At 33.6% G+C, this 25245-nt stretch carries 38 protein-coding genes and 1 pseudogene; 5 read left to right on the forward strand and 34 right to left on the reverse strand.

Translation table 11 applies throughout. The features are described 5' to 3' along the window. Positions 1–45: 45 nt before the first annotated feature. Positions 46–1431, reverse strand: coding sequence for a DHA2 family efflux MFS transporter permease subunit (locus tag FG382_RS02805; protein WP_142537337.1), 1386 nt, complete (start codon positions 1429–1431; stop codon positions 46–48). A gap of 139 nt (positions 1432–1570) precedes the next feature. Between FG382_RS02805 and FG382_RS02810 the strand changes: the two genes are divergently transcribed. After that, a complete protein-coding gene (locus FG382_RS02810) occupies positions 1571–2110 on the forward strand; it encodes a TetR/AcrR family transcriptional regulator (protein WP_170206434.1) in 540 nt (179 codons plus the stop codon). 118 nt (positions 2111–2228) lie between these two features. On the opposite strand, the gene FG382_RS02815 is transcribed toward FG382_RS02810, so the two are convergent. Next, positions 2229–2795, reverse strand: coding sequence for a DUF4256 domain-containing protein (locus FG382_RS02815; RefSeq protein ID WP_142537338.1), 567 nt, complete (start codon positions 2793–2795; stop codon positions 2229–2231). A gap of 188 nt (positions 2796–2983) precedes the next feature. Between FG382_RS02815 and FG382_RS02820 the strand changes: the two genes are divergently transcribed. After that, a complete protein-coding gene (locus tag FG382_RS02820) occupies positions 2984–4414 on the forward strand; it encodes an aldehyde dehydrogenase family protein (RefSeq protein ID WP_142537339.1) in 1431 nt (476 codons plus the stop codon). Between the two features lie 106 nt (positions 4415–4520). Here the strand turns inward: FG382_RS02820 and FG382_RS02825 are convergent, their stop codons facing one another. From FG382_RS02825 to FG382_RS23165, 9 genes are all read right to left on the reverse strand, one after another. Further along, complete coding sequence (locus tag FG382_RS02825) at positions 4521–4997, reverse strand: hypothetical protein (protein ID WP_142537340.1); 477 nt, start codon at positions 4995–4997, stop codon at positions 4521–4523. A gap of 194 nt (positions 4998–5191) precedes the next feature. Next, positions 5192–5716 (reverse strand): SRPBCC family protein, encoded by a 525-nt coding sequence (locus FG382_RS02830; protein WP_229677311.1) that lies wholly within the window; start codon positions 5714–5716, stop codon positions 5192–5194. Positions 5717–5914: 198 nt separating this feature from the next. Beyond that, complete coding sequence (locus tag FG382_RS02835) at positions 5915–7159, reverse strand: DUF4153 domain-containing protein (protein WP_142537341.1); 1245 nt, start codon at positions 7157–7159, stop codon at positions 5915–5917. Positions 7160–7176: 17 nt separating this feature from the next. Continuing rightward, positions 7177–7392, reverse strand: coding sequence for a helix-turn-helix domain-containing protein (locus FG382_RS02840; RefSeq protein ID WP_142537342.1), 216 nt, complete (start codon positions 7390–7392; stop codon positions 7177–7179). Between the two features lie 11 nt (positions 7393–7403). Then, entirely contained in the window at positions 7404–7886 is a 483-nt protein-coding gene (locus FG382_RS02845) for a DUF2975 domain-containing protein (protein WP_142537343.1), read from the reverse strand. A gap of 260 nt (positions 7887–8146) precedes the next feature. Beyond that, positions 8147–8377 carry a hypothetical protein gene (locus FG382_RS02850; RefSeq protein ID WP_142537344.1) on the reverse strand — a complete coding sequence of 77 codons (231 nt, stop codon included), beginning with the start codon at positions 8375–8377 and terminating at the stop codon, positions 8147–8149. A gap of 141 nt (positions 8378–8518) precedes the next feature. Then, positions 8519–8701, reverse strand: a complete 183-nt coding sequence (locus tag FG382_RS02855) for a hypothetical protein (protein WP_142537345.1) — start codon at positions 8699–8701, stop codon at positions 8519–8521. A 61-nt stretch (positions 8702–8762) separates the two neighbouring features. Beyond that, positions 8763–9173, reverse strand: coding sequence for an ABC transporter permease (locus tag FG382_RS02860; protein WP_142537346.1), 411 nt, complete (start codon positions 9171–9173; stop codon positions 8763–8765). A 155-nt stretch (positions 9174–9328) separates the two neighbouring features. Then, positions 9329–9553 (reverse strand): hypothetical protein, encoded by a 225-nt coding sequence (locus FG382_RS23165; RefSeq protein WP_142537347.1) that lies wholly within the window; start codon positions 9551–9553, stop codon positions 9329–9331. A 146-nt stretch (positions 9554–9699) separates the two neighbouring features. Here FG382_RS23165 and FG382_RS22895 point away from each other — a divergent pair, with 146 nt between their 5' ends. Next, on the forward strand, positions 9700–9843 hold the full coding sequence (locus FG382_RS22895; protein ID WP_211356361.1) for a hypothetical protein: 144 nt from the start codon (positions 9700–9702) through the stop codon (positions 9841–9843). Between the two features lie 333 nt (positions 9844–10176). On the opposite strand, the gene FG382_RS02870 is transcribed toward FG382_RS22895, so the two are convergent. From FG382_RS02870 to FG382_RS02885, 4 genes are all read right to left on the reverse strand, one after another. Next, positions 10177–10638, reverse strand: a complete 462-nt coding sequence (locus FG382_RS02870; protein ID WP_142537414.1) for an NUDIX domain-containing protein — start codon at positions 10636–10638, stop codon at positions 10177–10179. A gap of 5 nt (positions 10639–10643) precedes the next feature. Continuing rightward, positions 10644–11261 carry a histidine phosphatase family protein gene (locus FG382_RS02875; protein ID WP_142537348.1) on the reverse strand — a complete coding sequence of 206 codons (618 nt, stop codon included), beginning with the start codon at positions 11259–11261 and terminating at the stop codon, positions 10644–10646. Between the two features lie 130 nt (positions 11262–11391). Then, positions 11392–11727 (reverse strand): hypothetical protein, encoded by a 336-nt coding sequence (locus tag FG382_RS02880; RefSeq protein ID WP_142537349.1) that lies wholly within the window; start codon positions 11725–11727, stop codon positions 11392–11394. 60 nt (positions 11728–11787) lie between these two features. Further along, complete coding sequence (locus tag FG382_RS02885; protein ID WP_194483520.1) at positions 11788–12105, reverse strand: hypothetical protein; 318 nt, start codon at positions 12103–12105, stop codon at positions 11788–11790. A gap of 259 nt (positions 12106–12364) precedes the next feature. Between FG382_RS02885 and cyoE the strand changes: the two genes are divergently transcribed. Then, complete coding sequence (gene cyoE, locus FG382_RS02890) at positions 12365–13261, forward strand: heme o synthase (protein ID WP_142537351.1); 897 nt, start codon at positions 12365–12367, stop codon at positions 13259–13261. Between the two features lie 214 nt (positions 13262–13475). Here cyoE and FG382_RS02895 read toward each other — a convergent pair whose 3' ends face one another. The 4 genes from FG382_RS02895 to FG382_RS02910 form a co-directional block, all read right to left on the reverse strand. Next, the gene (locus FG382_RS02895; RefSeq protein WP_142537352.1) at positions 13476–14003 is read right to left on the reverse strand and encodes an AAA family ATPase; all 528 of its coding nucleotides are present in this window, start codon (positions 14001–14003) and stop codon (positions 13476–13478) included. Positions 14004–14078: 75 nt separating this feature from the next. After that, the gene (locus tag FG382_RS02900) at positions 14079–14294 is read right to left on the reverse strand and encodes a hypothetical protein (protein WP_142537353.1); all 216 of its coding nucleotides are present in this window, start codon (positions 14292–14294) and stop codon (positions 14079–14081) included. A 319-nt stretch (positions 14295–14613) separates the two neighbouring features. Then, on the reverse strand, positions 14614–14961 hold the full coding sequence (locus FG382_RS02905; protein WP_142537354.1) for a VOC family protein: 348 nt from the start codon (positions 14959–14961) through the stop codon (positions 14614–14616). Between the two features lie 324 nt (positions 14962–15285). Continuing rightward, positions 15286–15729, reverse strand: coding sequence for a hypothetical protein (locus FG382_RS02910; protein WP_142537355.1), 444 nt, complete (start codon positions 15727–15729; stop codon positions 15286–15288). Between the two features lie 134 nt (positions 15730–15863). Between FG382_RS02910 and FG382_RS02915 the strand changes: the two genes are divergently transcribed. Then, positions 15864–16310, forward strand: a complete 447-nt coding sequence (locus FG382_RS02915; protein WP_142537356.1) for a hypothetical protein — start codon at positions 15864–15866, stop codon at positions 16308–16310. Between the two features lie 107 nt (positions 16311–16417). On the opposite strand, the gene FG382_RS02920 is transcribed toward FG382_RS02915, so the two are convergent. The 15 genes and pseudogenes from FG382_RS02920 to FG382_RS02990 all read right to left on the reverse strand — a co-directional run bounded on the left by FG382_RS02920 (position 16418) and on the right by FG382_RS02990 (position 23956). Then, positions 16418–17029 carry a zinc dependent phospholipase C family protein gene (locus FG382_RS02920; protein WP_142537357.1) on the reverse strand — a complete coding sequence of 204 codons (612 nt, stop codon included), beginning with the start codon at positions 17027–17029 and terminating at the stop codon, positions 16418–16420. A gap of 117 nt (positions 17030–17146) precedes the next feature. Beyond that, positions 17147–17659, reverse strand: a complete 513-nt coding sequence (locus FG382_RS02925; RefSeq protein WP_142537358.1) for a zinc ribbon domain-containing protein — start codon at positions 17657–17659, stop codon at positions 17147–17149. An 80-nt stretch (positions 17660–17739) separates the two neighbouring features. Next, entirely contained in the window at positions 17740–18171 is a 432-nt protein-coding gene (locus tag FG382_RS02930; RefSeq protein ID WP_142537359.1) for a hypothetical protein, read from the reverse strand. A gap of 250 nt (positions 18172–18421) precedes the next feature. Then, on the reverse strand, positions 18422–18592 hold the full coding sequence (locus FG382_RS23170; protein ID WP_244950516.1) for a hypothetical protein: 171 nt from the start codon (positions 18590–18592) through the stop codon (positions 18422–18424). An 8-nt stretch (positions 18593–18600) separates the two neighbouring features. Then, positions 18601–18756 (reverse strand): hypothetical protein, encoded by a 156-nt coding sequence (locus tag FG382_RS02940; protein WP_229677310.1) that lies wholly within the window; start codon positions 18754–18756, stop codon positions 18601–18603. A gap of 109 nt (positions 18757–18865) precedes the next feature. Then, complete coding sequence (locus FG382_RS02945) at positions 18866–19270, reverse strand: hypothetical protein (protein WP_211356362.1); 405 nt, start codon at positions 19268–19270, stop codon at positions 18866–18868. Between the two features lie 38 nt (positions 19271–19308). Beyond that, on the reverse strand, positions 19309–19563 hold the full coding sequence (locus FG382_RS02950; protein ID WP_142537361.1) for a hypothetical protein: 255 nt from the start codon (positions 19561–19563) through the stop codon (positions 19309–19311). Between the two features lie 90 nt (positions 19564–19653). Beyond that, entirely contained in the window at positions 19654–20427 is a 774-nt protein-coding gene (locus tag FG382_RS02955; RefSeq protein WP_142537362.1) for a Cof-type HAD-IIB family hydrolase, read from the reverse strand. 163 nt (positions 20428–20590) lie between these two features. Continuing rightward, positions 20591–21013, reverse strand: coding sequence for a hypothetical protein (locus tag FG382_RS02960; protein ID WP_142537363.1), 423 nt, complete (start codon positions 21011–21013; stop codon positions 20591–20593). Between the two features lie 327 nt (positions 21014–21340). Beyond that, a pseudogene (locus FG382_RS23175) lies at positions 21341–21595 on the reverse strand (CPCC family cysteine-rich protein); the annotation flags it as partial. 65 nt (positions 21596–21660) lie between these two features. Beyond that, positions 21661–21993 (reverse strand): DUF3221 domain-containing protein, encoded by a 333-nt coding sequence (locus FG382_RS02970; RefSeq protein WP_170206435.1) that lies wholly within the window; start codon positions 21991–21993, stop codon positions 21661–21663. Between the two features lie 55 nt (positions 21994–22048). After that, the gene (locus FG382_RS02975) at positions 22049–22540 is read right to left on the reverse strand and encodes a YjdJ family protein (RefSeq protein WP_142537366.1); all 492 of its coding nucleotides are present in this window, start codon (positions 22538–22540) and stop codon (positions 22049–22051) included. 148 nt (positions 22541–22688) lie between these two features. Then, positions 22689–22982, reverse strand: a complete 294-nt coding sequence (locus FG382_RS02980) for a 3-isopropylmalate dehydrogenase (protein ID WP_142537367.1) — start codon at positions 22980–22982, stop codon at positions 22689–22691. A gap of 172 nt (positions 22983–23154) precedes the next feature. Next, positions 23155–23643 carry a DMP19 family protein gene (locus FG382_RS02985; RefSeq protein ID WP_142537368.1) on the reverse strand — a complete coding sequence of 163 codons (489 nt, stop codon included), beginning with the start codon at positions 23641–23643 and terminating at the stop codon, positions 23155–23157. Between the two features lie 106 nt (positions 23644–23749). Beyond that, positions 23750–23956 (reverse strand): hypothetical protein, encoded by a 207-nt coding sequence (locus FG382_RS02990; RefSeq protein ID WP_142537369.1) that lies wholly within the window; start codon positions 23954–23956, stop codon positions 23750–23752. Positions 23957–25245 lie beyond the last annotated feature (1289 nt).

The following is a 25245-nucleotide window of genomic DNA, read 5'->3' on the forward strand; positions in this document are numbered from 1 at the left end:
TGTTTTATTTATCACCATAAAAGATTCTCTAATTTCGTACTTTATCTAACTGCTCTTTTTCGGTGTGAACCAAGTAACAATGAACGCTATTAGAGAGATAACAAACATATAGAAATATGTGTTACTTGCAGCACTAATATAACCTGTCGTAGATTCTAAAGAAACATACGATAATTGAATGGTATAAATCGTCATAATAACTGCTGTCCCGATTGCTCCAGCCAGCTGGCGAATAGTGTTGTTAATCGACGAACCATGTGAGGCTAATTCTCTTGGTAATGCATTTAAAGCAGCTGTGTTTAACGGCATTGTGATAAATGCCAGACCTATACGCAATAAAATCGTACGAACTAAAATATATACTGTAGTTGTTTCTGGTGATAAATCAATCACTGCAAGCATTGATATTGCGATCAAGCCTGTGCCTAGAATGAATAAAGGTTTTGCCCCAAACTTATCGAATAGCTTACCAGTTACTGGAGATAGCATCGCATTTATAATGGCACCGGGTAATAATAACAACCCTGCCTCAAGCGCTGTAAACCCCTTTCCATCATGCAAATAAATGGGCAGTAATATTAGGTCCGCATACATTAAAATGGTAATGGCAATATTTACTACCGTTGTCATTGTAAATACGTTAAATTTGAAAACATTTAAATTGAGTAAAGGGTCAGTAGCCTTTATTTGTCGATGACAGAACAATATCGTTACAAGAAAACCTACAACAATGGATAAGAGGACGATTAAATCATCCCAGCCCCTACTACCTGCACTACTAAAACCAAAAAGAAGAAATCCAAAGCCAATAGTTGAATAGATCACACTAACTATATCGAGTTTTACTTTGGACGTTTCCGCTACATTGACCAAATATTTTCTTGCTAGAATAATAATCACTGCTACGAATGGAATCATCATAATAAATAGCCATCGCCAAGATAAATACTCTAAAATAAATCCTGCCAATGTTGGTGCAATGGCTGGTGCAAAAATAATCGCAAATCCAATATTCCCCATAATCGCTCCGCGTTTTTCCGCTGGGTATAGATAAACAATTACAGTCATCATTAACGGGATAATAATTCCAGCACCTACTGCTTGAACCATTCTACCTGTTAATAGTACGCCGAAATTATTAGCACAAGCTGCAATAATAGAGCCGATTAGTAAAAATAACAAGGAGCTGATAAATAACTGACGTGTGGAAAACCGTTTCATTAAATAAGCCATAATAGGTACCAACACACCATTTACAAGCATAAAGCCTGTTGCCAACCATTGAATCCTTGCAGTATTAACATCAAAAACAACCATTAAATCACTGAATGCCACGTTCAGCAACGTTTGATTTAACGTAGAAAAAAAGGTTCCCGTTATCATAATAATGAGCAGCAATTTTTTAGTACTACTCGATATTTCATTTTGCATATAAAAATCCTTCCCCTATAATATAGATTATCGACAATGTGTCTACAAAAAATCATAGCAGAAGAATAAAAACCGCCATATACAATTAGGACATTTCTGTCGATTAGTAATCAATTTAATATTAAAAGGAAAGATTTAAATGACTTTTAAAGAGGATCCTCGTACCATCCACACACAGGAGATGCTGAAAGAATCCCTACTAACACTATTACAAGAAGGTAACTCTCTACATCAAATTTCTATTCAAAAATTAACGAAGAGAGCAAATTTAAACCGCACTACCTTTTATCTTCATTATCAAAATATTAATGAGCTAAAGGAACATTTAACCAATGATATTTTACAAGGGCTAACGGACAAAATAGAAAAGTTAACTTTCATTTTTGATAGGAATAGAAAAGAGCACTTGATACAGCTATTGGATTATCTCCTGGAACAAAGAAATCACATACTTGCTTTAGTGCAGTTTGAACAAGTTGAAAAACATTTAATTTGGTTGATGAAGGATTTAATAGAAACCCGAAGAAGTCAATCTAATAACGTAGGAAGAAAAAGGATTGTTGACCCAGATATAAAAACTGCCTCTATTATCGGCATTATTATGTGGTGGTTAAAAGATGGCTTACACCTGGATTCAGCATACATTGCAGAGCAAATTAATCTTATGTATCGAACTTAGTTTTATTTCTGGAAATGCAAAATGCCAAAACGTTGATAGCACAACGTTTTGGCATTAAGTACACTTCTTTCTTATCGCTTTATGAATTTTGATTAAAATCTGATTATCTATACAATACTTACACCCTTAACGAACCGCGGAAACCCCTTGCAGCATAATAAGAATCTGCTCCATTATGATAAACAAAGACAGTGTCGTAGCGCCAATCACAAAAGATTGCCCCGCCAAGTTTTCTTATGTTAGCAGGTGTTTGTACCCAGCTCGACGTTTTCTTATCGAAGCTTTGCAGTTTCTGCAGTTCTCGGTATTGATCTTCTGTTAAAAGTTCAATTCCCATCTCAGTTGCCATGTCAATCGCGCTATTTTCTGGTTTGTGTTTTTTCCTTGACTCCAGTGCCTCTCGGTCGTAACAAACACTTCTGCGACCTTTTGGACTTTCTGCGGAGCAATCATTAAAAATGTATTCGCCCGTCTTTTCATCATAGCCAACAACATCCGGTTCACCTTCTGTAGCTTCCATTTCATTAAGAGACCACAATTTTTCAGGATTAGCTTCGAGCTTAGTTTGTACATTATCCCATTCTAGGTCTTGATGGCGGTTCATATGTTTCTCAAAACGTGCTTTTAAAGTACTTATCAGTTCTTCACGTTGTTCTAGTGTTAATTCTTTGTTTCCGTTTGACATATTTGTTTCCTCCTTGGTATTTCGACTCTATATATAGAAATCCTCTCGTTAGTTCAATTTTAATAACTAATTCAGATTGTGTCCATCAATCTAAATCTCATAATCCTTAAAATTCTTGTTAGCCATATGTTTAGCCATATTCTAAAAGGGAATATTTTCATATAAGTCAAATGAAAAGGAGTTTGAATATGCTTAATCATACAAAACACTATATTAATGGTGAGTGGGTCGATTCTACTGGTTCGGACACAATAGAAGTGATAAATCCAGCAACAGAAGAAGTGATGGGAAAGATTAGCAGTGGAACGGAAGAAGATGTGAATCGAGCTGTTCAGGCAGCAAAAGAGGCGTTTCCTTCCTTTTCTAAAATGTCAGTGGATGACAGGATAAAACTTCTGGAGGATATTGCGAAAGAATATGAAAAACGCAAAGATGATTTGGTAAAGATAATGACTGAAGAGCTTGGAGCCCCAATAACAAAGTCAGAGCAAATCCATTATCAAATGGGCCTTGCACACTTTAAACAGGCTGCAGAGGAATTGAAAACATTCCAGTTCACAGAGGAAAGGGATAATTCTTATATTATAAAGGAACCAATTGGTGTCTCGGGACTGATCACTCCATGGAATTTCCCTACCAATCAGATATCTACTAAGCTAGCAAGTGCATTGGCAGCTGGCAGCACCTTAGTGGTGAAGCCTGCTTCTCAAACACCGTTTGCAGCTATTATACTAGCGGAGATTTTTGACAAAGCAGGTGTACCTAAGGGTGTCTTCAATCTTGTGAATGGTTCAGGCTCGATTGTAGGAGAGGCGATTAGCTCTCATCCAGATATCGATTTTGTCTCCTTTACTGGTTCGGGAGCAGTTGGAAGCAGTTTAATGAAAAATGCTGCAGAAGATATTAAAAATGTCTCACTAGAACTTGGAGGAAAATCTCCTTTAGTAATTTTAAAGGATGCAGATGTAAAAGAAGCCGCTAAAACTGCTTTAACTCAAATCGCAACGAATACCGGTCAAGTTTGCGCAGCTGCAACACGAGTAATTGTGCCTGAAGAGATGCATGATGATTTTGTGAAAGCAATGAAAGAATTAGTTGGCGAGTTCCCTGTTGGGGATCCGCAGGACAAAAATACATTTATGGGTCCTCAAGTATCCGAAGAGCAGTGGAAAACCGTTCAATCCTACATCAAAAAAGGAGAAGACGAAGGAGCCACCCTTGCTATCGGCGGTCCTGGCAGACCAGACGGAATCGTTAAAGGATTCTTTTCCAAAATAACCGTTTTCACGAATGTGCAAAACAATATGACCATTGCTCAGGAGGAAATCTTCGGACCTGTCATGTCGGTTATCACATATAAAGACATTGATGAAGCAATTGAAATTGCCAACGATACCGTGTACGGTCTTGCTGGTTATATAGTCGGTAATGATAAAGAAGAACTGAAGAAAGTTGCTTCCAGTATTCGAGCAGGACAAATAAGAATCAATAATAGTAAATCTGATATATCCGCTCCCTTTGGCGGCTTTAAACAATCCGGTATTGGCCGTGAATGGGGAAATTATGGAATCGAAGAATTTCTGGAGCCAAAAGCGATTATGGGAATGCCATCTAATTAAATAGAAGTTAAGCTGTCCAAAAAGAGTTTGGGCAGCTTGTTTAATGGGCTCTTACTAAGAAAGAAAGGATTCTTGTACAACTTAGCATCTAGAAACAACCTTGCTACTATTGAATCCACTCCATCACATACAATTTTTGTTCCCTCTTATTTGAAATTGCAAGTATGTAGCTATTATCTTCCTCTAAATGATAAAAGTATTTATCATTTTCATTATAACTGACTGGATACTCTTGAAATAAACTTTCACAATTCTGCGTATTGTTTATATCAGTCACATTTTTTTGAAAGCTTTGAAGGAGAGTTAAAACTCTATCATGGGATTTTTCATTAATGGCAGTCCAACCATCTTTATCCTTTAATTTGTTTTCAAGAGACCTATAACTAAGAATCAAAAAAGTTTCTCCTTCATTTGGAAAACCATTTCTAGAAGTGAATACTGTCTCCATCTTACTTGGTCTAGGAACATCAAATCCCCAGTTCAATTTCCACTCAATGGATTGGGAAACAAAATCACGATTAACTATAACAAGACCTACCAATAAAAGCGGAATTAAGATACAAATTATTGTTTTCGTTTTCATATTACTCCCCCATCACATATGCCCTCTACTACACTTCAGTTAATTTTTAAGTATGTGAACGAAAATACAAAAAAGAGACCGTTCATTTTAAACAGCCTCTTTTTCCGTTAATTATAAACCTCTTAGAAAATCTCTTTATTATTACCTTGGTTACTTCAGCGGTGTCTCCAAAATAAAACACCCCCCTCCTTAACTTAGGAGAATACTGCAATTTTACGTGCAATCGATTCAGTTAAACGAGAAGCTACTTTTGGAACAGCCCACTTAATAATTGGCGTTAACATTGCGCCAGATAATCCGCCTGCATGAACTTCCACTGTACAAGTCATTTCAGTTTTTCCGTTAAGATCTGTGGCAGTAAAGTGACCGCTTCCTTTAAAATTGTCAGTTAATCCTTTTAGTTCAAACATAATATTGGAAGGTTCATTCCATTCAGTGATGTCAACCTGTGCCTTTATGGTTTTCTTAATACCTTTCACGTTACCTTCAAATGTCCAAATAGATTGCTTGTCATTAATAATTTCATGTTCTTTATAGGCAGGTACTGTCGTTGCCCATTTCTCAAGATCACTGACATAATCCCAAACTGCTTGTACATCTACTGGAATTTCTACTGTATGTGTTCCTGTTGCCATGATGATCCCCACTTTCACTACGTCAAAATTGTAATTATACATTTCTATGAAATAATTATTAAACTTACTTCTATCATTATACATGATTTTCCTCTTCCATTAACTCGATTATTTGACTTTTTCTTATTTAAACTTCTCTTTGTTTCAACCTTGTATAGTCACTGTCCCTATCCTAATAAATATGTCTATGTGAAAGGTGAAGGACATTAATCAATCACTCATAAAAATAAACCGATAGGATGCAACTTTGTATAAAAAGCTGCATCATATCGGTCTTTCTAATTAAAAAATTATAGGAAAAGTAAAGATAACGAAAGCTGCCCAAAGCCCGTAAACCGGCAAATACTTAGTAACAGCGTTTTGGATAGTTGAAGGTCCAGATTTGTTTTGAAGAAAACGGATATAGGAGATCATAATCCAAATTAGATTTGCCCAGATAAGTATGTTTACTCCTAAAACAGCAATTCGATTAGGCGTAATCCCATAAGAAGATAGTCTGAACACGATGGCTGACAAAGCTACACTGTCAATGATAAGCGCAAGAACAATTAAGGCAACATTTATATAATCTGAAATGCTCTTTTTCTTGTCTGAGTCCTTCTCGATAATGGAAAATATCGTAACGGCCAATACACCAAGGAGTATCCCGTTGAAGACTATCAGAAAATCGCGGTCCAAGAATGGATTCTTTCCGACCCATATAACCGTTATAAGATAGACCAATAATGTTACGAGAACAAGAGGACTAAAAATTTTAGCTATATATGGTGTAATATTCTTAGCAAGTTTAAGATTCATGGATACCAGGTATGCAGCCACAATTGCGAGAGCGGCAGCACCAAATAAAACGACGTTGCTAAAATAAAAATCTTCAATATCCAAGCCAACAAAACTAAATAATTGCATGGTCAATGCTGCAAGTACCATTCCGCTAACTGCCATGCTAGCGTAGAGAATAAAATATTCCAAATTAAATTTAATATAGGATAACCTTGCACTGCCTTTTGCATATTCATTGCCGGTATATGCAAGTCCCACCAATACCCATAAGAATATGGGAAGGTGCAAATAAGCAAGAATAATACTGTCTTTATAATTTAATGGCAGCATATTAAGATAAATCCCGGAAATTAGGAACAACGCTACAAGGGAATAAATAATACTTTTTTTCGGAGTATTATTGTAAACAAAATAAGCAGCGATAAAGGGAATTATACCAAAAGCCAGATTAATTGGAGCAATTGCTTCCTGTTCTACAAAATGGTAAATAATGCGAGTGCTAATCCCGGCGAGAATGGCTAAAATACCCATGAATAAGAATCCTTTTTGAAGCAAAGAAGATTTTTCGGTTTTTACCATCTCCTTGAAATGCAATCTTTCATACCAAACACCAAGAACCTGAGAATCAGGATTTTGTTCCCATGCCTGTGAGAATGACTTTTTAAAAGTTTTTGGATCTTTTCTATACATTCTCTCCAGCTCCTGAGGATTAGCGATATTTTCAATTACCAAATTGTTAATGTCCATAGTTATACCTCCCCTGTTTAACTGTCTTCGTCACTTTTGTATTCTAAAATATCTCCAGGCTGACATGCTAAAGCCTTACAAATTGCCTCTAAAGTGGATAACCGAATCGCTTTTGCCTTTCCATTTTTCAATATAGAAAGATTCGCCATTGTTATTCCAACCTTCTCCGAAAGTTCAGTTACGCTCATTTTCCTTTTTGCTAACATTACATCAATATTGATTATTATTGCCATCGTTATTCACCTCAGACCGTTAAATCATTTTCTGATTTCATATTAATTGCTTCTAGTAAAAGTTTTTGAAGTACAGCCGCAAATACTGCGATAACCATTGAAGCAAAAGGAACAACCAATCCGACAAAGATAACTCCTGGTGCATCGTCTACTTCCGCAAAGATATAGAAGAGCGGCCAAACTAGCACATGCAAAATACTGATTATAATGGCACAGTATTTGATTTTCTTTAAAGCATTTACAGATAAATTGGAGAAAGCTTTATTATTGTCAATATAGCGTAAAAGTTTAAAAGCCTGATACAAAGCAAAGTAAAAAGGTATAGCTGATGTATCAAAAGCGATGAAAACGAGATATTTTATAAAAGCAAACGCTGGAAGCAATTTTGTTGCAAGATTGGCCATCTCAGGCACCAAAAAGATGCACAGAGCAAGAACCGGGACTCCTAAAAGAATAACCGCTATTTTTAAAAACAACGTTGTTACCTTTTCCATGAAAAGCACCTCACTTATTTATTATGATTCTGATTTTAATATATATTTTATCGTTTTACAATATGTTTTTATTAATTTGTATAATATTTTTATTGTATGTATTTATTTTAAGCAAAATAAAAAGTATTCCTCATTCAAAGGAATACTCCATAATTTTAAACCATTAAATTTATAACTTGTACAGCTAACCTGCCCATTATTTTAAGATGAAAAGCAGCGTTTACTCCACCATCGCACTCGATTAATGTACATGTTGGTACTTACTTTTTGGGCATAGTGTATGTCACAGAAAAACCATTGCTTTCTTCAATTTTAGTAAATATTTCACTAAGAATTTCTAATGCTCTCTCATTTGATTCGTACTTACCTAAAATTTTACTCCAGTGATCCATTGCAGCACTTCCAATTACACCTTCTATTTTCTTTCCGTCTACTGTAATCTCTTTTGCGTTTATCAAACTTTTATCATCTTGTGTAGCAATCCATAGCATAAATAATCATCCTTTTTGTTTATTTTTTCTCATTTGTGAATACAACAATCTGGTACTCTTATAGAATATAAGTTAGACAATACTCTACCATTAACCTGATATTTAGTTAATCTATCAGCCCTCGTTAGTTGATTAAGAATATTACTTATGGTTAGCAATCGTTACCGTTACAATTCGGTAAACAAAGTAAGAAAAGCCACTAAGACCTACAATTCCTACTAAAATTAATAAAGGCACTTGTTCTGCATACAACATACCAACACAAAACATGATAAAACATAATAGTGAACCTATAATATTTAAAAAGATGTTTTTATTATTCATTGTTTAACACCACCATTTCACTAATCTGATACGTTGTTCGATAAGAAAAAATGACTTGTATTCATCGATAATTACTATTTTTTTTCTTAAATTTAGATGAGAAATGAAACATTAATAATATTATAAATGCGATAATACAAGGATATCCAATTAGCACAACTTGATTCATATGTTCGACTAAACTATACTCTCCCCATTCAAGCCATAACTCCCATCCCATTCCTAAAGCACTACATATCAAGGTGAGTAAAAAAACCAATGATAATCGTTCTTTAAATAACCCTACAAATATATTCGCAACTACAAAATAGATTAAAAGTGCAATAAAGAAGAAGTACCACTTGAAGCCTTGTAACCCAGGGATTACAAAAGTAAATGTGATACCAGTAAAAAATACAATTGCTAGAATACTATAAATTAAAAAGAATAATGGTTTCTTTTGTACCTCTTCATAAAAGTTTTCTCCTAACATATTATTTTAAGCCTCCTTTGACTTCCATACTCATAATTTTAACATTGATTTTATTAACTAACATCGCCATTATTTCATTAAAAATGCTTTACTCCTTCTTGAAGTAAAGCACCCGTTTGTTTAAATACATTTTTTCAAAAGGACGAACCAAACAGTTAGCCCAAGTATTCATGAAAACACCACACAATCAGAATCATACTCACTATCCCCCAAACCGTTGTTCCCACTATCCACCAAATTATAGATTGGGTCGACCCTTTTGTAGTTTCAATATTTGTTTTTATAAATGCAAGTTTAATCTCCATATTCTTCTTCATGGAAACGAGAACAACAAATCCGATTATGATGAAACTAAGAACTAGCCAAAGAAAGAAATCCACTTTTTCCTCCCCTTTTTTGACGGAGTTGGTTCAACAAAAGGGACAACAATCCCTTCTTGGATCAACGCCTCCGTAAATACAATAAGAACTGTGCTTCTATATGTCAGCTTACCAAACGTGATAATTCTGTTTAATTGTTATCCCGAATGGCTTCTAGTTTATTTATTAAAAAAATTCGCGTAGGAATGGCAAAACAACCACCAAGACAAACAAAGCGATTGCGAAGTAAAGGATGGTTCCGACTATTGGTAGAATCCACTTTTGCAGCTTATATTGGAACCAGTAATTAACTGCCCACATGACGAGCAGAAAACCAAAAAGACCAAATTTAAATATGTCAGAGATGGGGTCTTGGACTGGGGGGCTAATATTTACCACAGAGAAAAACGCGAAAATACCGATAGCTCCCAATAGGATCAAATTGAGAATATGCACGACAATATTATAAGAAGTGTTATTCATTAAATCTTCACCCCGATCATTTAAAGTTCACAATCTCCATCTAATAAGAACAATTTATCGAACTTTTATATGAATTATCGTTCTTTCTTATAGAGAACAGTTGTTATTTCAAAGCCAATTGATAAAACAATGAACAAAATATTAAGATCGGCCCTTATTATCTACTCCACCTTCTCATCTGAATTAAACAAGCGCCTAAAAAAACCCTTCGTATCCTGGTGAGTAAGTATATCTAATACATTAGCTTTTTTTACTAATTTTATGTTGCTAATTTCATCATCTTTTGGACTAAGCGAGTCTATATTTCCTAAAAATTCAACGAGAAACATAGTTGTTTCCTGTTTAGCGTATCCGAGTTGTACTTTAAGTTCATTCGGAAATTCGAAACAAATTTTTTCAGGAAGTTCTTTTATAACTTTATACTCCATTGATCCTGTCTCTTCGTGTAATTCACGCAATAGTGCATCGTATAACTCCTGATCATTTTCTTCTACTCCCCCTTTAATGAAGTCCCATTCCCCTTTAACACTCTGTTTTCCCTCTAAAGTATTTATATTCGTCTTATGTACAATTAAAAATTTATTTCCTTGAAAAACAATTGCACCGACAGCCCTTCTGAGCATTTCTATCACTCCTCTATCTGCCGATGGGATATATCACCTTCAAGCACAATGTTTACTTCTCCACCATCTATCTCAACTATTGATAGACTTGTATCTTTGATATATGGTGGTTCCCATAATTTTTCTAAAGGATAATCTTTGAAAGATGCCAGTAATGTTTTGATAACAATAGAATGAGTTACTACTAGAACATTTCCATCACAATATTTCTCTTGAATAGAATGAAACGCTTTCAAAACTCTCTTTTTAAATTCATCAAAACTTTCGCCATCTATTGACTTATATAGATGAGGAGTATGCCAAAATGCGTAAAATTCTTCGGGGTACTTTTCCTCTAGGACAGAAAAAGTTTGACCCTCCCAATCTCCCATGTTTATTTCTTTTAAATGTTCTTCAGGAATGATAGGAATATCTCTTACTCCTTTGATCAAGTTAGCAGTTGATACAGTTCTTCTACTTGGACTTGTATAAATTGCATCAAAGTGTATTCCTTTAAGCCTACTTCCTAAAGATAAAGCATTATCTATCCCATTCTCAGTTAGTTCCGAATCACACCACCCTTGCATTCTCTTTTGTGTATTCCATACTGTCTCACCATGTCTCGTTAGATATAAAGTTAGCAACTAATTACCTCACTTTCATGTTGTTTTAGTTCTATAATTTACTCACTAGACCTTTAATAAAAAATAAAAAAATGCACTGTAGTTACCTTTCTTTTTTGTTCGAATGTCCAACTTAAAACTTATTAATTTATTATTCTTCTTCAGTGCTATATGGTCTGATTGTCTTGCCGTTTTTAACCATAGCCCATTGTTCAATATTGTCCTCTTCATTCAAGTACAATCGATATTCTATTTCGCTTTCCTTATCATCTAACCGTTTCACGAGATACGTTCTTGTTGGCTCCTTCAATGTGCCATGTGATTGTCTATCCAATACTTTAACCTCAAAACCTAATTTCAACTCGATTTGTTGAACTTCCTTAGATCTTTCAGTCGAGTCCCATATACAAAATCCTGCCACCACGAGAAGTACTATTCCTATGCCTATAAACGTAACCCACTTTAAAGGCCCCCTTCTAATTGTCATCACTTAACCTCTCCTTTCTTCGAGGATAAATCAACAAAATATATATAAGAAATTCATCTCTTACTCATGTAATTCCTTCAACCAGTCAATATACCAGCTAATTGGTAATTCTAATTTTGACTGATCTATATTTCTTAATTCTTCTTCATTCCAAAACAAATCCCATTGACATTCGATATCCCTTGCAATGCCTTTAACTGGAGAATCATCCTCATTCAATTCCTTGCTATCATCATCAAAAGCCATCGTTAAATTATCGCACCACATAGCAAAATCATATTGGGAAAATTCGTTTCCTTTCCTATAGACAGTATTTAACAATGTTCTAAAATTTTCAGATGTATATGGCAGTTTTTGCTGGTTTCGTTCCAATCCCAATCCATTTATGAATCCATCCCTCCCTTGTATTGCTTTTTTTACAAAAATGATTCAACTAACCTGCTCTTTTCTTTAAAGGGGGGGAAATTATTGCCATTCTGTATCATATTCCGTCTTTGTTTTTTCCTCGCAGTCGGAACTTATAGAAATAGACCTAAAATGTTCAAAGGTGATTGTGATATAAGAATGATATAATGGAATTTCGATAATCAATTAGGTTATATTGGTTAAGTGTATAAATAAGGAGCTATAAAATAAAATGAATAAGCAATCACAAAAGACCTTATGGGCGCAAGTAGTTAAAACAGGGATCATCAAGTCAAATCTAATTCCAATGGTCGCAGGATTAATGCTCGCTTTGTTTACCTATCAATACAGTTTTGTAGATAATATTTGGAATATCATTTTTGCATTTTTAGGAACTGCAGCTGTTATTGCAGCGGCTGGTTCGTTCAATAACATTTACGATCGCGATATCGATGCCATAATGGCTCGTACAAAAGTTCGCCCGACTGTTACTGGCGCCATATCGATTAAGAAAGTTTTAATAGTCGCAATCTTATTATTAGTAGTCGGATTAATATTATTGTATTTAGCCTCTCCGTTAGCATCTTTACTTGGTTTTTTAGGGGTGTTTTTCTACGTAGTCCCTTATACAATGTGGACAAAACGTCATACCATTTGGAATACGGAAGTTGGAAGTATTTCAGGTGCAATGCCCCCTTTAATCGGTTGGGCAGCAGTAGCTCCTGATATTTGGCATCCTGCATGCTGGGCATTATTTTTAATAATGGTCATCTGGCAAATGCCTCACTTTTACGCGATAGCTATTCGTAAGAAAGATGATTATGCTGCGGCAAAAATCCCGATGCTTCCCGTGGTAAAAGATCGAAAACGGACGTATATCCAAACTAATTTCTATTTAATATTGTTGGTGCTATCTAGCTTTTTATTTTTGCCGTTAAGTTTAGGTCTTACCTTGGTTTCACTTGTTTTGGGTCTCTTTTGGTTGTGGTTAAGCTTGTTCGGCACGCGGAAAATGGATATGAAAGACTGGTCCAATAAAATGTTTGTATTTTCCTTAGTGCATATGATGGTTATTTACTTTACAGTAATTATTTACTCTGCAATCGGCCTAATTTTACAGGCATTTTAAAGATAGGCAGGCTTAATAACTGTTAGTGTATCATCACAGAATAGATTTCTGAGCTACTGGATGTTTCATATAAAAATGGATTTAAACTAGTTGGGAAGAAGTGAACCTCTCTACCTTGGGGTAGATTGCGTTCCTCCCCTCCTAACTGAAACACCTAACTCCTCTTAAAACTTCGAACAAATATAAGCTGTTGAGCCTTTGTTAAAAAAATTGATCAATATTTAAATGAAGGGTTTTCCTTGATATGAAGAAGGATATCCTCTAAATCCGCTGTATGTATGGAAGTTGTATCATAGAAAAAGCGCTTATCTATTCCTTTACTTTCAAATTCGGTGACTAATTCTAAGCATCTCATACCCATCTGATGTTCTTTTATCCTTAAAGCATCTCTTCTTAACAGTTCATCTTTATCAACCCATAAAATAACATATCGAATTTCTACATTTGGAACCTCTGCAAAAATCCTTTGAGAAAGTTTTTCTACTTCTTCCGGAAAAGCGACATAATCAATGATTACATTTTTATTTGCCTTTACAAAATTGATACTTAAAGCAGCTATATTTTCCCAAACTAACGCAAGGGATTTTTCACTTTTCCAAGGTGGAAGATATCCGCCGACAACCATATGATTAATTGAATCCCCTTCAATATAAGCGCTTTGATCAAACTGCTCTGCAAGACCCTTTGCAGTTGTTGACTTCCCTACTCCTGCAGGTCCAGATATAAGAATAACTTTATTCATTGTTTCCACCTTTTTTTATATGTAATTGTGTAGTGTTATCTATCATGAAGCTCTTCCTCACCATCAGCTTATAACTTAAGAAGAATTTGTTCTTTGTTCTTTTTTTTGTTTCCTCCGGTGAAAAAAACGCCATATATAAAAGATCATCCAAAACACTAATATAGGAATAAACTGATAATTTTGTTCAGTATAAAATATTATAATACTTACTATGATAAACGTCGGTATAGCTAAATAAAACCAAACTCTTACTTCCTTATTTTTAAAACTTAAATCGAATCGTTCACTCATATATATTCCCCCCTTTTATAACCCTTCCCTTATTGCCTTAACACGTATGAAGGTTTTGGGATTTTGTCAAACATAAAAAAGCTTCTTTTATAACACTAATACGTTTCAAATCATTATAAGTTCCAATATTCAGTAAAATATAATTTTGAAAATAACTAGTATGTATCCCTCATGAAAACTTTTGTTAACAAGGTGTATTAAATTCCTCTCTGCTCCTACAATCGTAAATTGATGATTTGTACGTAAAAACAGACCATCAAAATGATGGCCTGATTTACTAAAGCAAACACTAACCTATTAGCTAAATGGTTACAATCCGCTATTTCTCCCAAAGCTCGATCAGTCGACCTTCAGGATCCTTAATCCAAACAAACTTTCCATATTCACTAATCTCTTTTTCCTTTTCAAGATGTACACCAATCTGTTTAAAATGCTCAATAGACTCGTCTATATTTTGTACTTCGAAGTTCAACATCACTTGTTGTTCTTCTGGAAAGTAAGTATCATTTTCCGTAAAAAAAGAAAAGATTGTTTCATTTCCTTCTTCGGGTTTTATAACGGTTCCATTCCAATTATCTATTTCAATTTGTAACACTTCACTGTACCATTTTTTCACAGCTTCCAGATTCTTAGTTCTCCAAAATATTCCACCAAAACCTTTGATCATCGTTTCAAGCTCCTATCTGTCTTTAAATTTTAGTCTTACCAAGCCTTTCAATATAATTTTAAGCTTTGCTCAGTCTATATTCTTCCTCTTACTCTTCGTGATCTAGTACTTCAATACTGGACAGTTCTTGTGGGAAATCTTTAAATTCCACAATTACACTTTGGGCATCAATTACTAATATTGCTTTCATATGCCCACCGCCTGTTTAATTCATTAATAACATCACAATTGTTAATTCGATATCACTGCCCAATTTCCTGCTTTTTGATTATCCTGCACCGCTCGATGCCCAAGTCGCACAAATAAACGGAAGATATGGAATCTTTAATCCCAACAGTTGAAAATTACTTCACCAATTGAACGAGGTTGCCAATAGGCTGCTTGTTTCAACTCAACTTTTTCTAAATCATGTCCTTTATTGGAGAATGGCAAATCTAATTCCTTTTTTGTCAGGATCGAATAATATTCTGTGAAGCCTTTCGTTAATGCTGGCAAATCCGTAAATTCAATCACATTCTCTTCCCATTTATTAACGAAGGCAAGATAGGGATAGTATTCATTTAAAAGGATATAAAATAACTCTCCCTTTAAACGTATATGAACTTTAAAGTAATTATATGGATAAAGAGGACCCTCCCATTTAAGAACCTCACCTTTAACCTCTCTCATTACATCAAAACAATTTTTTTTGAATAGTTGTCCGTCTATCTTTTCTTCCATATTATCAACAAATCCTGTAATACCTTTGGGAAGTATCAATAAATTCACCTTTCTAGCCTTCTACTGTAGATTTCAATATAACAACCGCAAAGCATAATAGACAGCAAATTGAGAAAATTGTTGTTAATTAAATAGTGTAATCATATAATTTATTTATAATAAACAAAGGAGGATGAATGTATTTGTTTTATGATAAATTCCCCCAAAAAACAATTAATAATATTATAATTTCTCTAACAATTGTCGTTATTATTTTAGTAATACTGGGTATAAATTTCAATTTTTATCGCGGTGGTTATTCAATAGAAAATGAAAGCGCTGAAAAAATAACTATTGTAAAAAAATCATTTTTACAAGCAGAACAATTTCATTTCGAAATCACTACAGAAAACGCATTGAAAATTGCTCTATTAAAATATAATATTAATCAGTTTGTCTCTTTGTGGTTTGCTAGCCTTCTTGTAATTCCATCATTCTTTTTAAGTTTAGCATTTGCTTACAAGAAAAAACTAAAGAAGCATTTTATTGTATTACTAATATTTCTTATAATGATTTTACCATTAGATTTTTATGTTCTTATTAACACTCTAGATCAATTAGAAGATGGAATAAATTTTTTAAAAACATAAGCCCACTCCCATGGACATTCGATGATTTACCATTGTGGAAGTAGTTTAAGATGATTTACCAAATAAACTATTAAAGCTTGATTAGGTTTTTAATGAATAACTGTTTTTTAAATATCAAGTAAAGGTTTTATATGTAATAACCCCATATCAACAGCTCTCTCTACGTAACCAACAATTTGATTAAAGGTAAAAACATTCAGATTTTCCTTTACAACTTCTTTTTCATATTCCATATCGCCTAATACATAAGGAACGAACTTTTCAACATCTTCCGACTTAACCTCCTCCAATTCTATGATTGCAGGGAAATTACCTAGAGCTTCTTTCAACTCATCTTTAAAAGCATAATATTCTAATAATTTTCCATTTAATAAGCGGAAATCATTATGGTAAAGAGTTAGTATTTCTTTATTTTCTTCCATCCTGTTTTTCAACCAAGGTAGATAGAAACCTTTTAGCCATATATCATCAGCGATTAAATGCGAAAAATATCCTAAAATATATGGATTATCTAAATGAGAACTATATTTATGCAAAAAACCTTTATAATCCACGCTTCTTGAATAATCCCGTACATCACCATTGAAGAAATGTGATAAGTCTTTATTGGAAACAGCATCGGCTGCAATACCCCCAAGTAAAAATGAAGGACGATCTTCTATCAAAAGACTTTCTGCAATTCTATTAGCAATAACTAAGTGCATTATTCTTGAACCCAAAACCTACTCACCCTTTTGCGTTATTTTACTATTTGTCTATTACAATGATAAAACTCAGACATATATAATATCTTGAATTCCTTCGTTAATCATCTGCCTTTTGTAAAAGAGCATTTTTTAGTCTAAAGAGGTGCCACACTCATTACAGAAACTCGAATCATTTGAACTTACTTGTTTGCAACCACTACAAATACGGACTAGTTTTTCTCCACATTCATTACAAAATTTTGCATTAACCGGATTTTGCTGATTACAGTCCGGACAAACCAAAGATTGAGTTGGGACATTTTCCAACTGTAACGCATTAGAAATTTCTTTCACTCCGGTAGTAGTTTCTTTGGCCAAATAGTTAAATGTATCCTTTGCCACCGGAGCATATTCTCTGCTTTGATACTTCGCAATAGAACCACCAAAACCTAAACCCGATAGCATAAATCCTATAAATAGAACAGGGATAGATACAAAAAATAACCAAAAATATTTAGGTTCCTCAAATCCTTGTAATGTAAATAAATCTATAAAGGCCACAAGCATCATAATTCCCCCTACAATTAGAAGTAAAGGTCCCAAAAACCGGAATAATGAACGTGTATTTCCGTGTTGTTCAGTAATAAACTTTTCTTGTTCCATTATTACTATCCCCCTTTTCCATAACTCTTTATTGAATACATTTATTTTAATAGTTTCAAATTATTCTTTTAAAAATTCACCTAAACTTCTGTTTTAATCCGGAAAGTATAAATTCCATCACCTTCATCCCAACTTGCGTGAATGACAAAAATAAATTCTCCTTCTTCCTCAGGTAATGTTAATTCATGGGTAGGAGATCTTTTAAGATCCACGCCATTGTTTTCCCAAATACCAAATTCGATTGAAGAAGGTTTGTAGTCAAAGTTAATTGAAATTGTTTTCCCACCTAGAACTTCATTCGCTTCCAACTTGTCTACAAGTTCAGCAGGGGATGCCGAGTCAGCATGAACAATTTCTCCATCTTCTGACCACGAATATGTCCCCATTACATAGGAGATTTCTTGATTATCAACTGTTATATTCGGATGTGGTGGTTTCAAATCTATATTTTCATTTAATTGGCATCCAATTATAAAAAATATAAAAACAAATATCCATAGGCATCTTTTCATTCTAATCCTCGCTCTATAAATGTTAATAATAGCGTTATCATATAAGTATGTAAGGTGCTACGCTTAGTTACTAGTTACCATTAGCCCTCCAAGACTCTCTAATATTCTCTTATTCTCAGTTGTCTCGTAAGTTCTTTAAAAAGAGCAGCATAAGAGTCTTCAAATTTCTTGATATATTGTAATAATGCTGACCAATTACCTTCGAGTTATGGATGGATCTGAGTGGTATTTGCAAGTCCATAGAGTTCAATTAAGAATAGAGGGTTTCGTATATCAAAAACTCATTATTTAATTTAAATATCATATCAATAACGTCTGGCATGTAATTAAACGCTTCTTCTGCAGACATTCCTTTAGTAATTGTTTCAAAGCAATTACTAAAATACCACTCATCGTTATTTAGTTTATCTTCCCATCCCACGTATATTTCTAAAAGCTTACTATCCATCCTTTTACTTTTAGTTGTTCAAGCGTAGTAGCCATAACTTCCACTTTATATTTTTCCTTAAAGTAGCTTAAGATTTCTTCTTTATCACTTTCATCAGAGTTTTCGATATTACTCATATCAATAGCTAGATATTCCATATCACTGCTCAATAAGCAAAAAATATGTTTATGTATCCGGCAAGCATTCAAAACCAGCCAGTATTGCCAATAAAAAACTTTACTAGCAAGAAAGAACAGCCCATTTCTGTTAATTTTCTTTAAAAAACCTAATTAGTAGCCTATCTATTAGGAAGAAGATTGTTGCGTAAACAAATGAGATAAGTAATGCAGCGACTAGAAAATACATAGCTGTTAAAGAAAATATAAAAGCACAAAGTATGGCACATCCTAAATGTTTTAAATATGACAAACCTATATTCTTACTTAAGCTAACTGATTCTATCGCCAACGAAGAAAGCACACCAACTATGAAAAGAATAGGAACTGTTACTATACTCACTGCCAATCCTTTAATAAAATAGGAATCAGAAGCATTATGGAAAAATATTGGCACAATAAAATATCCCATTATTGAAGTAAAAAATGCTGCAAATAATTTTCGGTCAAGCATATTAACTTCACTCTCTTTCCATGTAATGGATACATCCGACATATGAGCTTGTTTATTGGTTTTGCACTTTTCTTTATAACCTAAAACTTTGGGGGTAGAATACGTCTTAAAATTTCATCCGCTGCCCAAAAGAAGAAAGAAGTCATTATTCCAGCAATGAAATTTATCTCCCCTTCTCCTTGCCAATAGTTCTCAAAGTGAGAAAACAAATCTCTTGATACAAAGATAATGCCGTACACAAATGTATAAAGCATACCAAAAATCAAATGAATGAACAGTGCTACACTTGATCTTTTAAATTCTTTGAGTCGTTTCGTTAAATAATCAGATAACAAAGTTACCGGAACACCATAAACTATTATAATAAAGTTAGTACGATTACAACGTCCATAAGTTCCACTTTTCGATTATTCCAGGAATACTTTCTAAATTATCTCAAACTTTCTTAGTGCAAATTCAATACCATCTTCATCTGATTTTTTGGTAACAAAATCAGCTACATTTTTTAATGTCTCAGTTGCGTTTCCCATCGCTATACCGATTCCTACTAGCTCCAACATATCAATGTCATTATCGCCATCTCCAAAAGCGATAGCCTCCGATTTATCAATCCCAAAAAACTCTAAAGTTTTCCTAATAGCTAATGACTTTGATACGTCTTCCATTAAAATGTTCAACACATAGGGATGCCATCTTTTAAATGTTAGATGCGGGAACCTTTGAATGTACTTTTCGACCATCTCTTCATTTGCAAACAAACATAATAAGAATACCTCTTGATCAGGTAGGAAATGATTAAATTTAGGGTAATCACTTAGAGACAATGTTTCTTTTAAGGCTTTTAAAATCTCGGCTTCTATTACACCATTCATACTGAAATCTTCCGTATAGAATGACAATCCGTTATTCTGCAACTTGGCAAATGACATAATTTCCTGGACTATCTTATTATCCATCGGAACTTTATGAATAACCTCTTGGTTATGCTTCACATATCCCCCATTCGCAGTTATTAAAGTTTCGATACCCAGCTCCTGTAATTCCGCGCACATGGATAACGGTCTACCTGTTGCTGCTACAACCTTTATCCCTTTACTTTTCAATTTTTTTATCGCTCTAATAGTACTGTCTGATATGCTGCCATCTTCGTGGTGTGTAATAGTACCGTCAACATCGAAAAAAACAATTTTATAACCCATCTTCTATAACTCCCCAAATTATTATATTGTTGTAAGTATTCTACCATCCACTCATTCTATTAAGTTGGCAATAACTCCTTTAATATTTTAATTTGCCAATAAAGCTGATCTATAATTGTGCGGAAATTTAAATGAGTGACGTCAAAAAGATATTAAAAATCTCCTATGTATATTGATTAAAATTCGTATCTTCTGGCATTACCGATTTAATGAATGCTATATCTTTTTCGTTAATATTAGGAGCAAAAAATTCCCTACCCCAATGTTCCGAATGAAATAGAATAGTGGCATTTTTACTCAGAAATATAGAGAACCATTTTACCTTTCCTTCTATCTCTACATTGTTAAATAACAAATGATTTATAACATCTATTGCTATATTTCCCTTGAAAATAGTGAGATCATTTTCCTCAATTGTTTCAAACGAACCTTGAAGCATAGTTTTTGTTTCCTCGACAACCTTTTCTTCTTCATTCCAACAGTGGATTTCTATAGTATCTGATTTGGATAAAAAATAGTTCATCAAAGGAGCCCAGTAATCTATTTTTTCATATTCTGTTACAGTAAAATGCAGTTGGTATATCAAGCTAATATCTCCTTTTCGGAATTTTGTATAAATGAAATCTGAAATTCCTTACATATAACACCTGTAACATTAATGATCATCCTGAGTTTCTAACTTGATATTCAACCGGTTGAGCAAATTCTCAACAACCTCGAGCGCTTCTTCTCTTTGCTTGTAATCAGAAGTGCAAAACCTTATCAGTTCTAATTCGATCTCTGCTTTATTAACAATTTCGGTTATTTCTTTTGGAACCTCAATCCACGATAAGTTATGTTCTAATTGGGCAATATTAATTATTCCTTCTTTATACTTTCTACATGCTAATTTCAATTCAAACAATTCATCTTTAATTGCCTTCCAATTGGGATCTCTCTTATCTAGTAAACTAGGTTTTCTAACATTTTTAACAAAAATCTTTTCACAAGCACCATAACTAATATAATTACTTTGAGCTTCAATGAGAGGTATTTGGTTAGCACCTGTTTCATACTCATTTTCTTTTTGAAATGGGTCATCCTCCCAATAACAAATTGGACATATATCGTACTCGCCATCGCCATTCAGCGTCCTATACCCGCAACAAGGACATGTGGTTTTGTTCATATAATACCTCCCCAAATCATTTTCTATAATAATCAACTACACTATTTTTCTTGACCATCTTTTTATTAATCTAATATTACGATTTTGGTTCCATGACCAGACCCAGGTAAACTTGTATCCAACGCGTCATACCAAACTTTTACCTTGTCTCCTACTTCAATCCCAGAAATTTCTTCGTCAAAGCCAAAGTACGAGGCTTGTATCGATTTTGAAATTACTTCTTCTTCCGGTAGAATCATTGTTTCTGCATCTTGCTCTTCATAAACAAAGACTTCATGAGCGTCCACTGCAGCAACAATGCCTTCCATGACTATTTCATTTTCTTGTATCTGTTCTTCACAGCCCAAAATAGCAACAACTCCTAACAATAACAACAGGGATAAATAAAATCTCTTCATCATTTAACTCCTTTGAATTATTTTCGACGTGTTATGCAACAAAATTCTTGTTAAACTAAATATTTTTATATGAGCTTACACTGACCTTCTGTTTGTAATGTTTAAAGTACACGGAAACAGCAACAGCTATACCGATAAGTCCGCTCACTAAAGTGACCCAGAAAAAAATCTTTCCGCCCATGGTAGCTGAATTAAAAATAAAACCACTAACTAATATCATCATACAACCTATCAATCCCCAAAAACTAATAGCCCATTTAGGCTTATATTTCATTAGATAATAGCCAACAACACTCAAAATATAGTATGCACTACCCATCATAATAGCTGGAAATAGTGGTTGAAATTTAGCTGCATAAACAAAATAATCAAGTTGACTGATATCACGCCCATTCGTAATCTCCACGTTAAATAATTTGGTAAATGGAGTAGAATACTTCCATTCTAAAGAGTTAATAGTTAATGCACTTCCTTCAAACCAAGCTATAAATGTTGCTACCACTAAAGTAAAAATTCCAATAATAAGTTGTAACACATATCTAAACATATTTTATCCTCCCCCCGTAAAATCTATTAACTATCAACATGTCTTAATTTACTTACTGCTCCTAAATCGATTAGGGTGTTGCCTTTGTTCTATCTAATAAACCTAAACGACCATCCATTCATCCACCGTTATTGAATTATAATTTGAATCAAACATTTCCGTTGTTATATTTTTTTACTACAGACACGATAATTGCAATAATAAAAACGATCACACTATTTACTATTAAATACTGTCCCAATTGCATCCCATAAAAAATTGCAAAGGGATCACGAATAATAATTATCGCTAGTGCACCGCCAATTGCACCAAATAATACTGCTAGAAGAAATATTACAAAGGCTGCAAAATATAGATTTTTCTTTTTTCTATAAGATAAAAATCCAATAATATTTGCCATGACGATAAAGATGCCTATAAGCATAATGAAAAAAGTTGTCATTTGTATACACCTCCCCTAAATCGCTTCTATCCACTAAGACTAAAATCTTGTTGAACTGTTCTGCGTCGTTAATTCAATAAGAAGAAACTGCCCTTACAGGCTCTCACTTTTTTTGACTAAGCAGTTTAATGATCTTTGAATAAACCACCGATTAGTTGAGAAAGAAACACTATTATCCAACTATCTCGATTATCTCTGTATAAGTAACAGCGGCATAATTACTTAGCCTCTCACTTAATTCCTCACCTAAGTCTCTATATTCACTATCTGCTTTTTCGATAAGAATGTAAAATTCCTCTACTAAACTTTCATAATGAGGTTCTTCATTTTTACTATTTTCAACCGCTAAAAATAATCTCCAGAGTTCCTCTAGATAATTCTTTTCTATTTCTGCGTATTCAGTAGCTTCTACTTTTTCAAGCATTTTCGTCAATCTTTCTAAATACATTTGTATTCCCATTACTTCAATATGCTTCGAGAACCAATTGAATAAGCTTTCATGCCCTCCACTTTCAAGCTCACAATAATAATTAAACAAAATGAAGAAATCGTTCATTATCTCGTCTTCTGTCGGAAAAACGTATTCTCCATAGGCTGATAACACAACATTCCAAATGTCAACATTAGTTTGCAATTTACTACGATTTACTTTAATTTTCATTACTATCGAGCCCCTCCTAATTCTGATTTTATTATGGAAGAAACGATACCAATACAACATTTTAGGAGTTTCTTACCCTATTAGAACATGATATTTAAATAGCAGTTTAACCTTTTAATTTTAATGTCGCTTTTAAAGACGAAATTAATAAAAACATAAATCCAACAAAAGAAACCGTTGCAAATGACTTAGCGATGATTGAATCTTGATTAATGAAAATGTATATATCTACTATTAAAAACGCAGTGATAATTATTTGAGATATTATAAATCCAATTCTTACATCACTTTCATTGGATTTTTTCTGAGCCATAATTATTTCCCCTTATATAACATTTAACAGCCGGTTGTTTGTTTTATTTACTTCTAAGTTTCTTATTCTTTTTCCTGCTACATTACTTTAATACGTTTAAACCAAATAGAGTTTCCAATTTTAAATAAATATTCCATTTGTAATAAGCAACAATCCATTTTTCTTATTAAACTAACCTGCCGCTTTAGTTCAATAAAAAAAGCTTTACTCCGTATTGAAGTAAAGCAACTGTTAACGTCGCGGTAAATGATCGAAAGTACAAAACTGGAAACTGGAGTCTATGATTACTACTATTAGAAAAAAGAGCCACATAAGCAGCTTCATATTCTTCAAGTAAAGCACCCGTTGGTTGAAGAAGGAATCAATTCTTTTTTGTTCTTCTTCTAGCAATTGACTGTACTCATTAAACTTTGCATTATCATTTAAATGTTTCGCAAAATGCTTTGCTTTATAAAAATTATTGAATGAGTTATGCTCTTTTTCATTTTCATTAAAGGCTGTCTCTAAATCTGTATATTTTCTAAACCAATCTAACCCAGAACTTAAGAGAGAATGTTTTATATCGTTTATAACTTCCTCAATGTTTGAACCGTTAGTTTAATCCACCAAATATCTTTTCGGTCTACTTCAGCTGGATTATCAAAATGAGTGGTGTAATAAGCTTGGTCGATATTACAGTACAACTCGTTTCGCAGTTGACATTGTTGAGCTTTTGGTAGTAATCGCCTTTAGTTCCCGTTTTGATATTACTGTTTTCAGGTGGAATAAAGTCATAATATATCCCTAACTCAACATGAATATACATAGGAGACCATCCCGTCACTTCTGAAAAATACTTTCCCACAGCGGCAATGTCTAATACCCAGATACAATGATTGATGTATGCCCAATTATGCCTCGTTTAACTTTATTGAATCCATTTTCCTTTAATATTGGTGTTAGGATTTTTCTAATCACTTTATTTATCTCGGGAGAACCTATCATTTTTATTCCACCTCGCTTTTATAAAAATTTCTACTTCAAATAAACTGCCCCTTTAGTTTAAGTGTAATATTTCACAATGCATATCTGAGATCAACTTAATAAATTTAATCCGAAAAAGTTTCTCCTTTATCCAAGTTCAAAGTGTGATTGTAAATTATAAATGAAGTAAACTGCTGCTTTAATTCAATAAAAGGCTTTACTCCTTCTTGAAGTAAACCAGCTAATAGGATGTCAATATTTTTCTTTAAAATTTCTATTAATCTTATGATATACTATTTTGTGCATGACAAATAGCCCTCCAAAAA

It is taken from the genome of Psychrobacillus lasiicapitis (genome assembly GCF_006861795.1).
GTDB classification, from domain to species: domain Bacteria; phylum Bacillota; class Bacilli; order Bacillales_A; family Planococcaceae; genus Psychrobacillus; species Psychrobacillus lasiicapitis.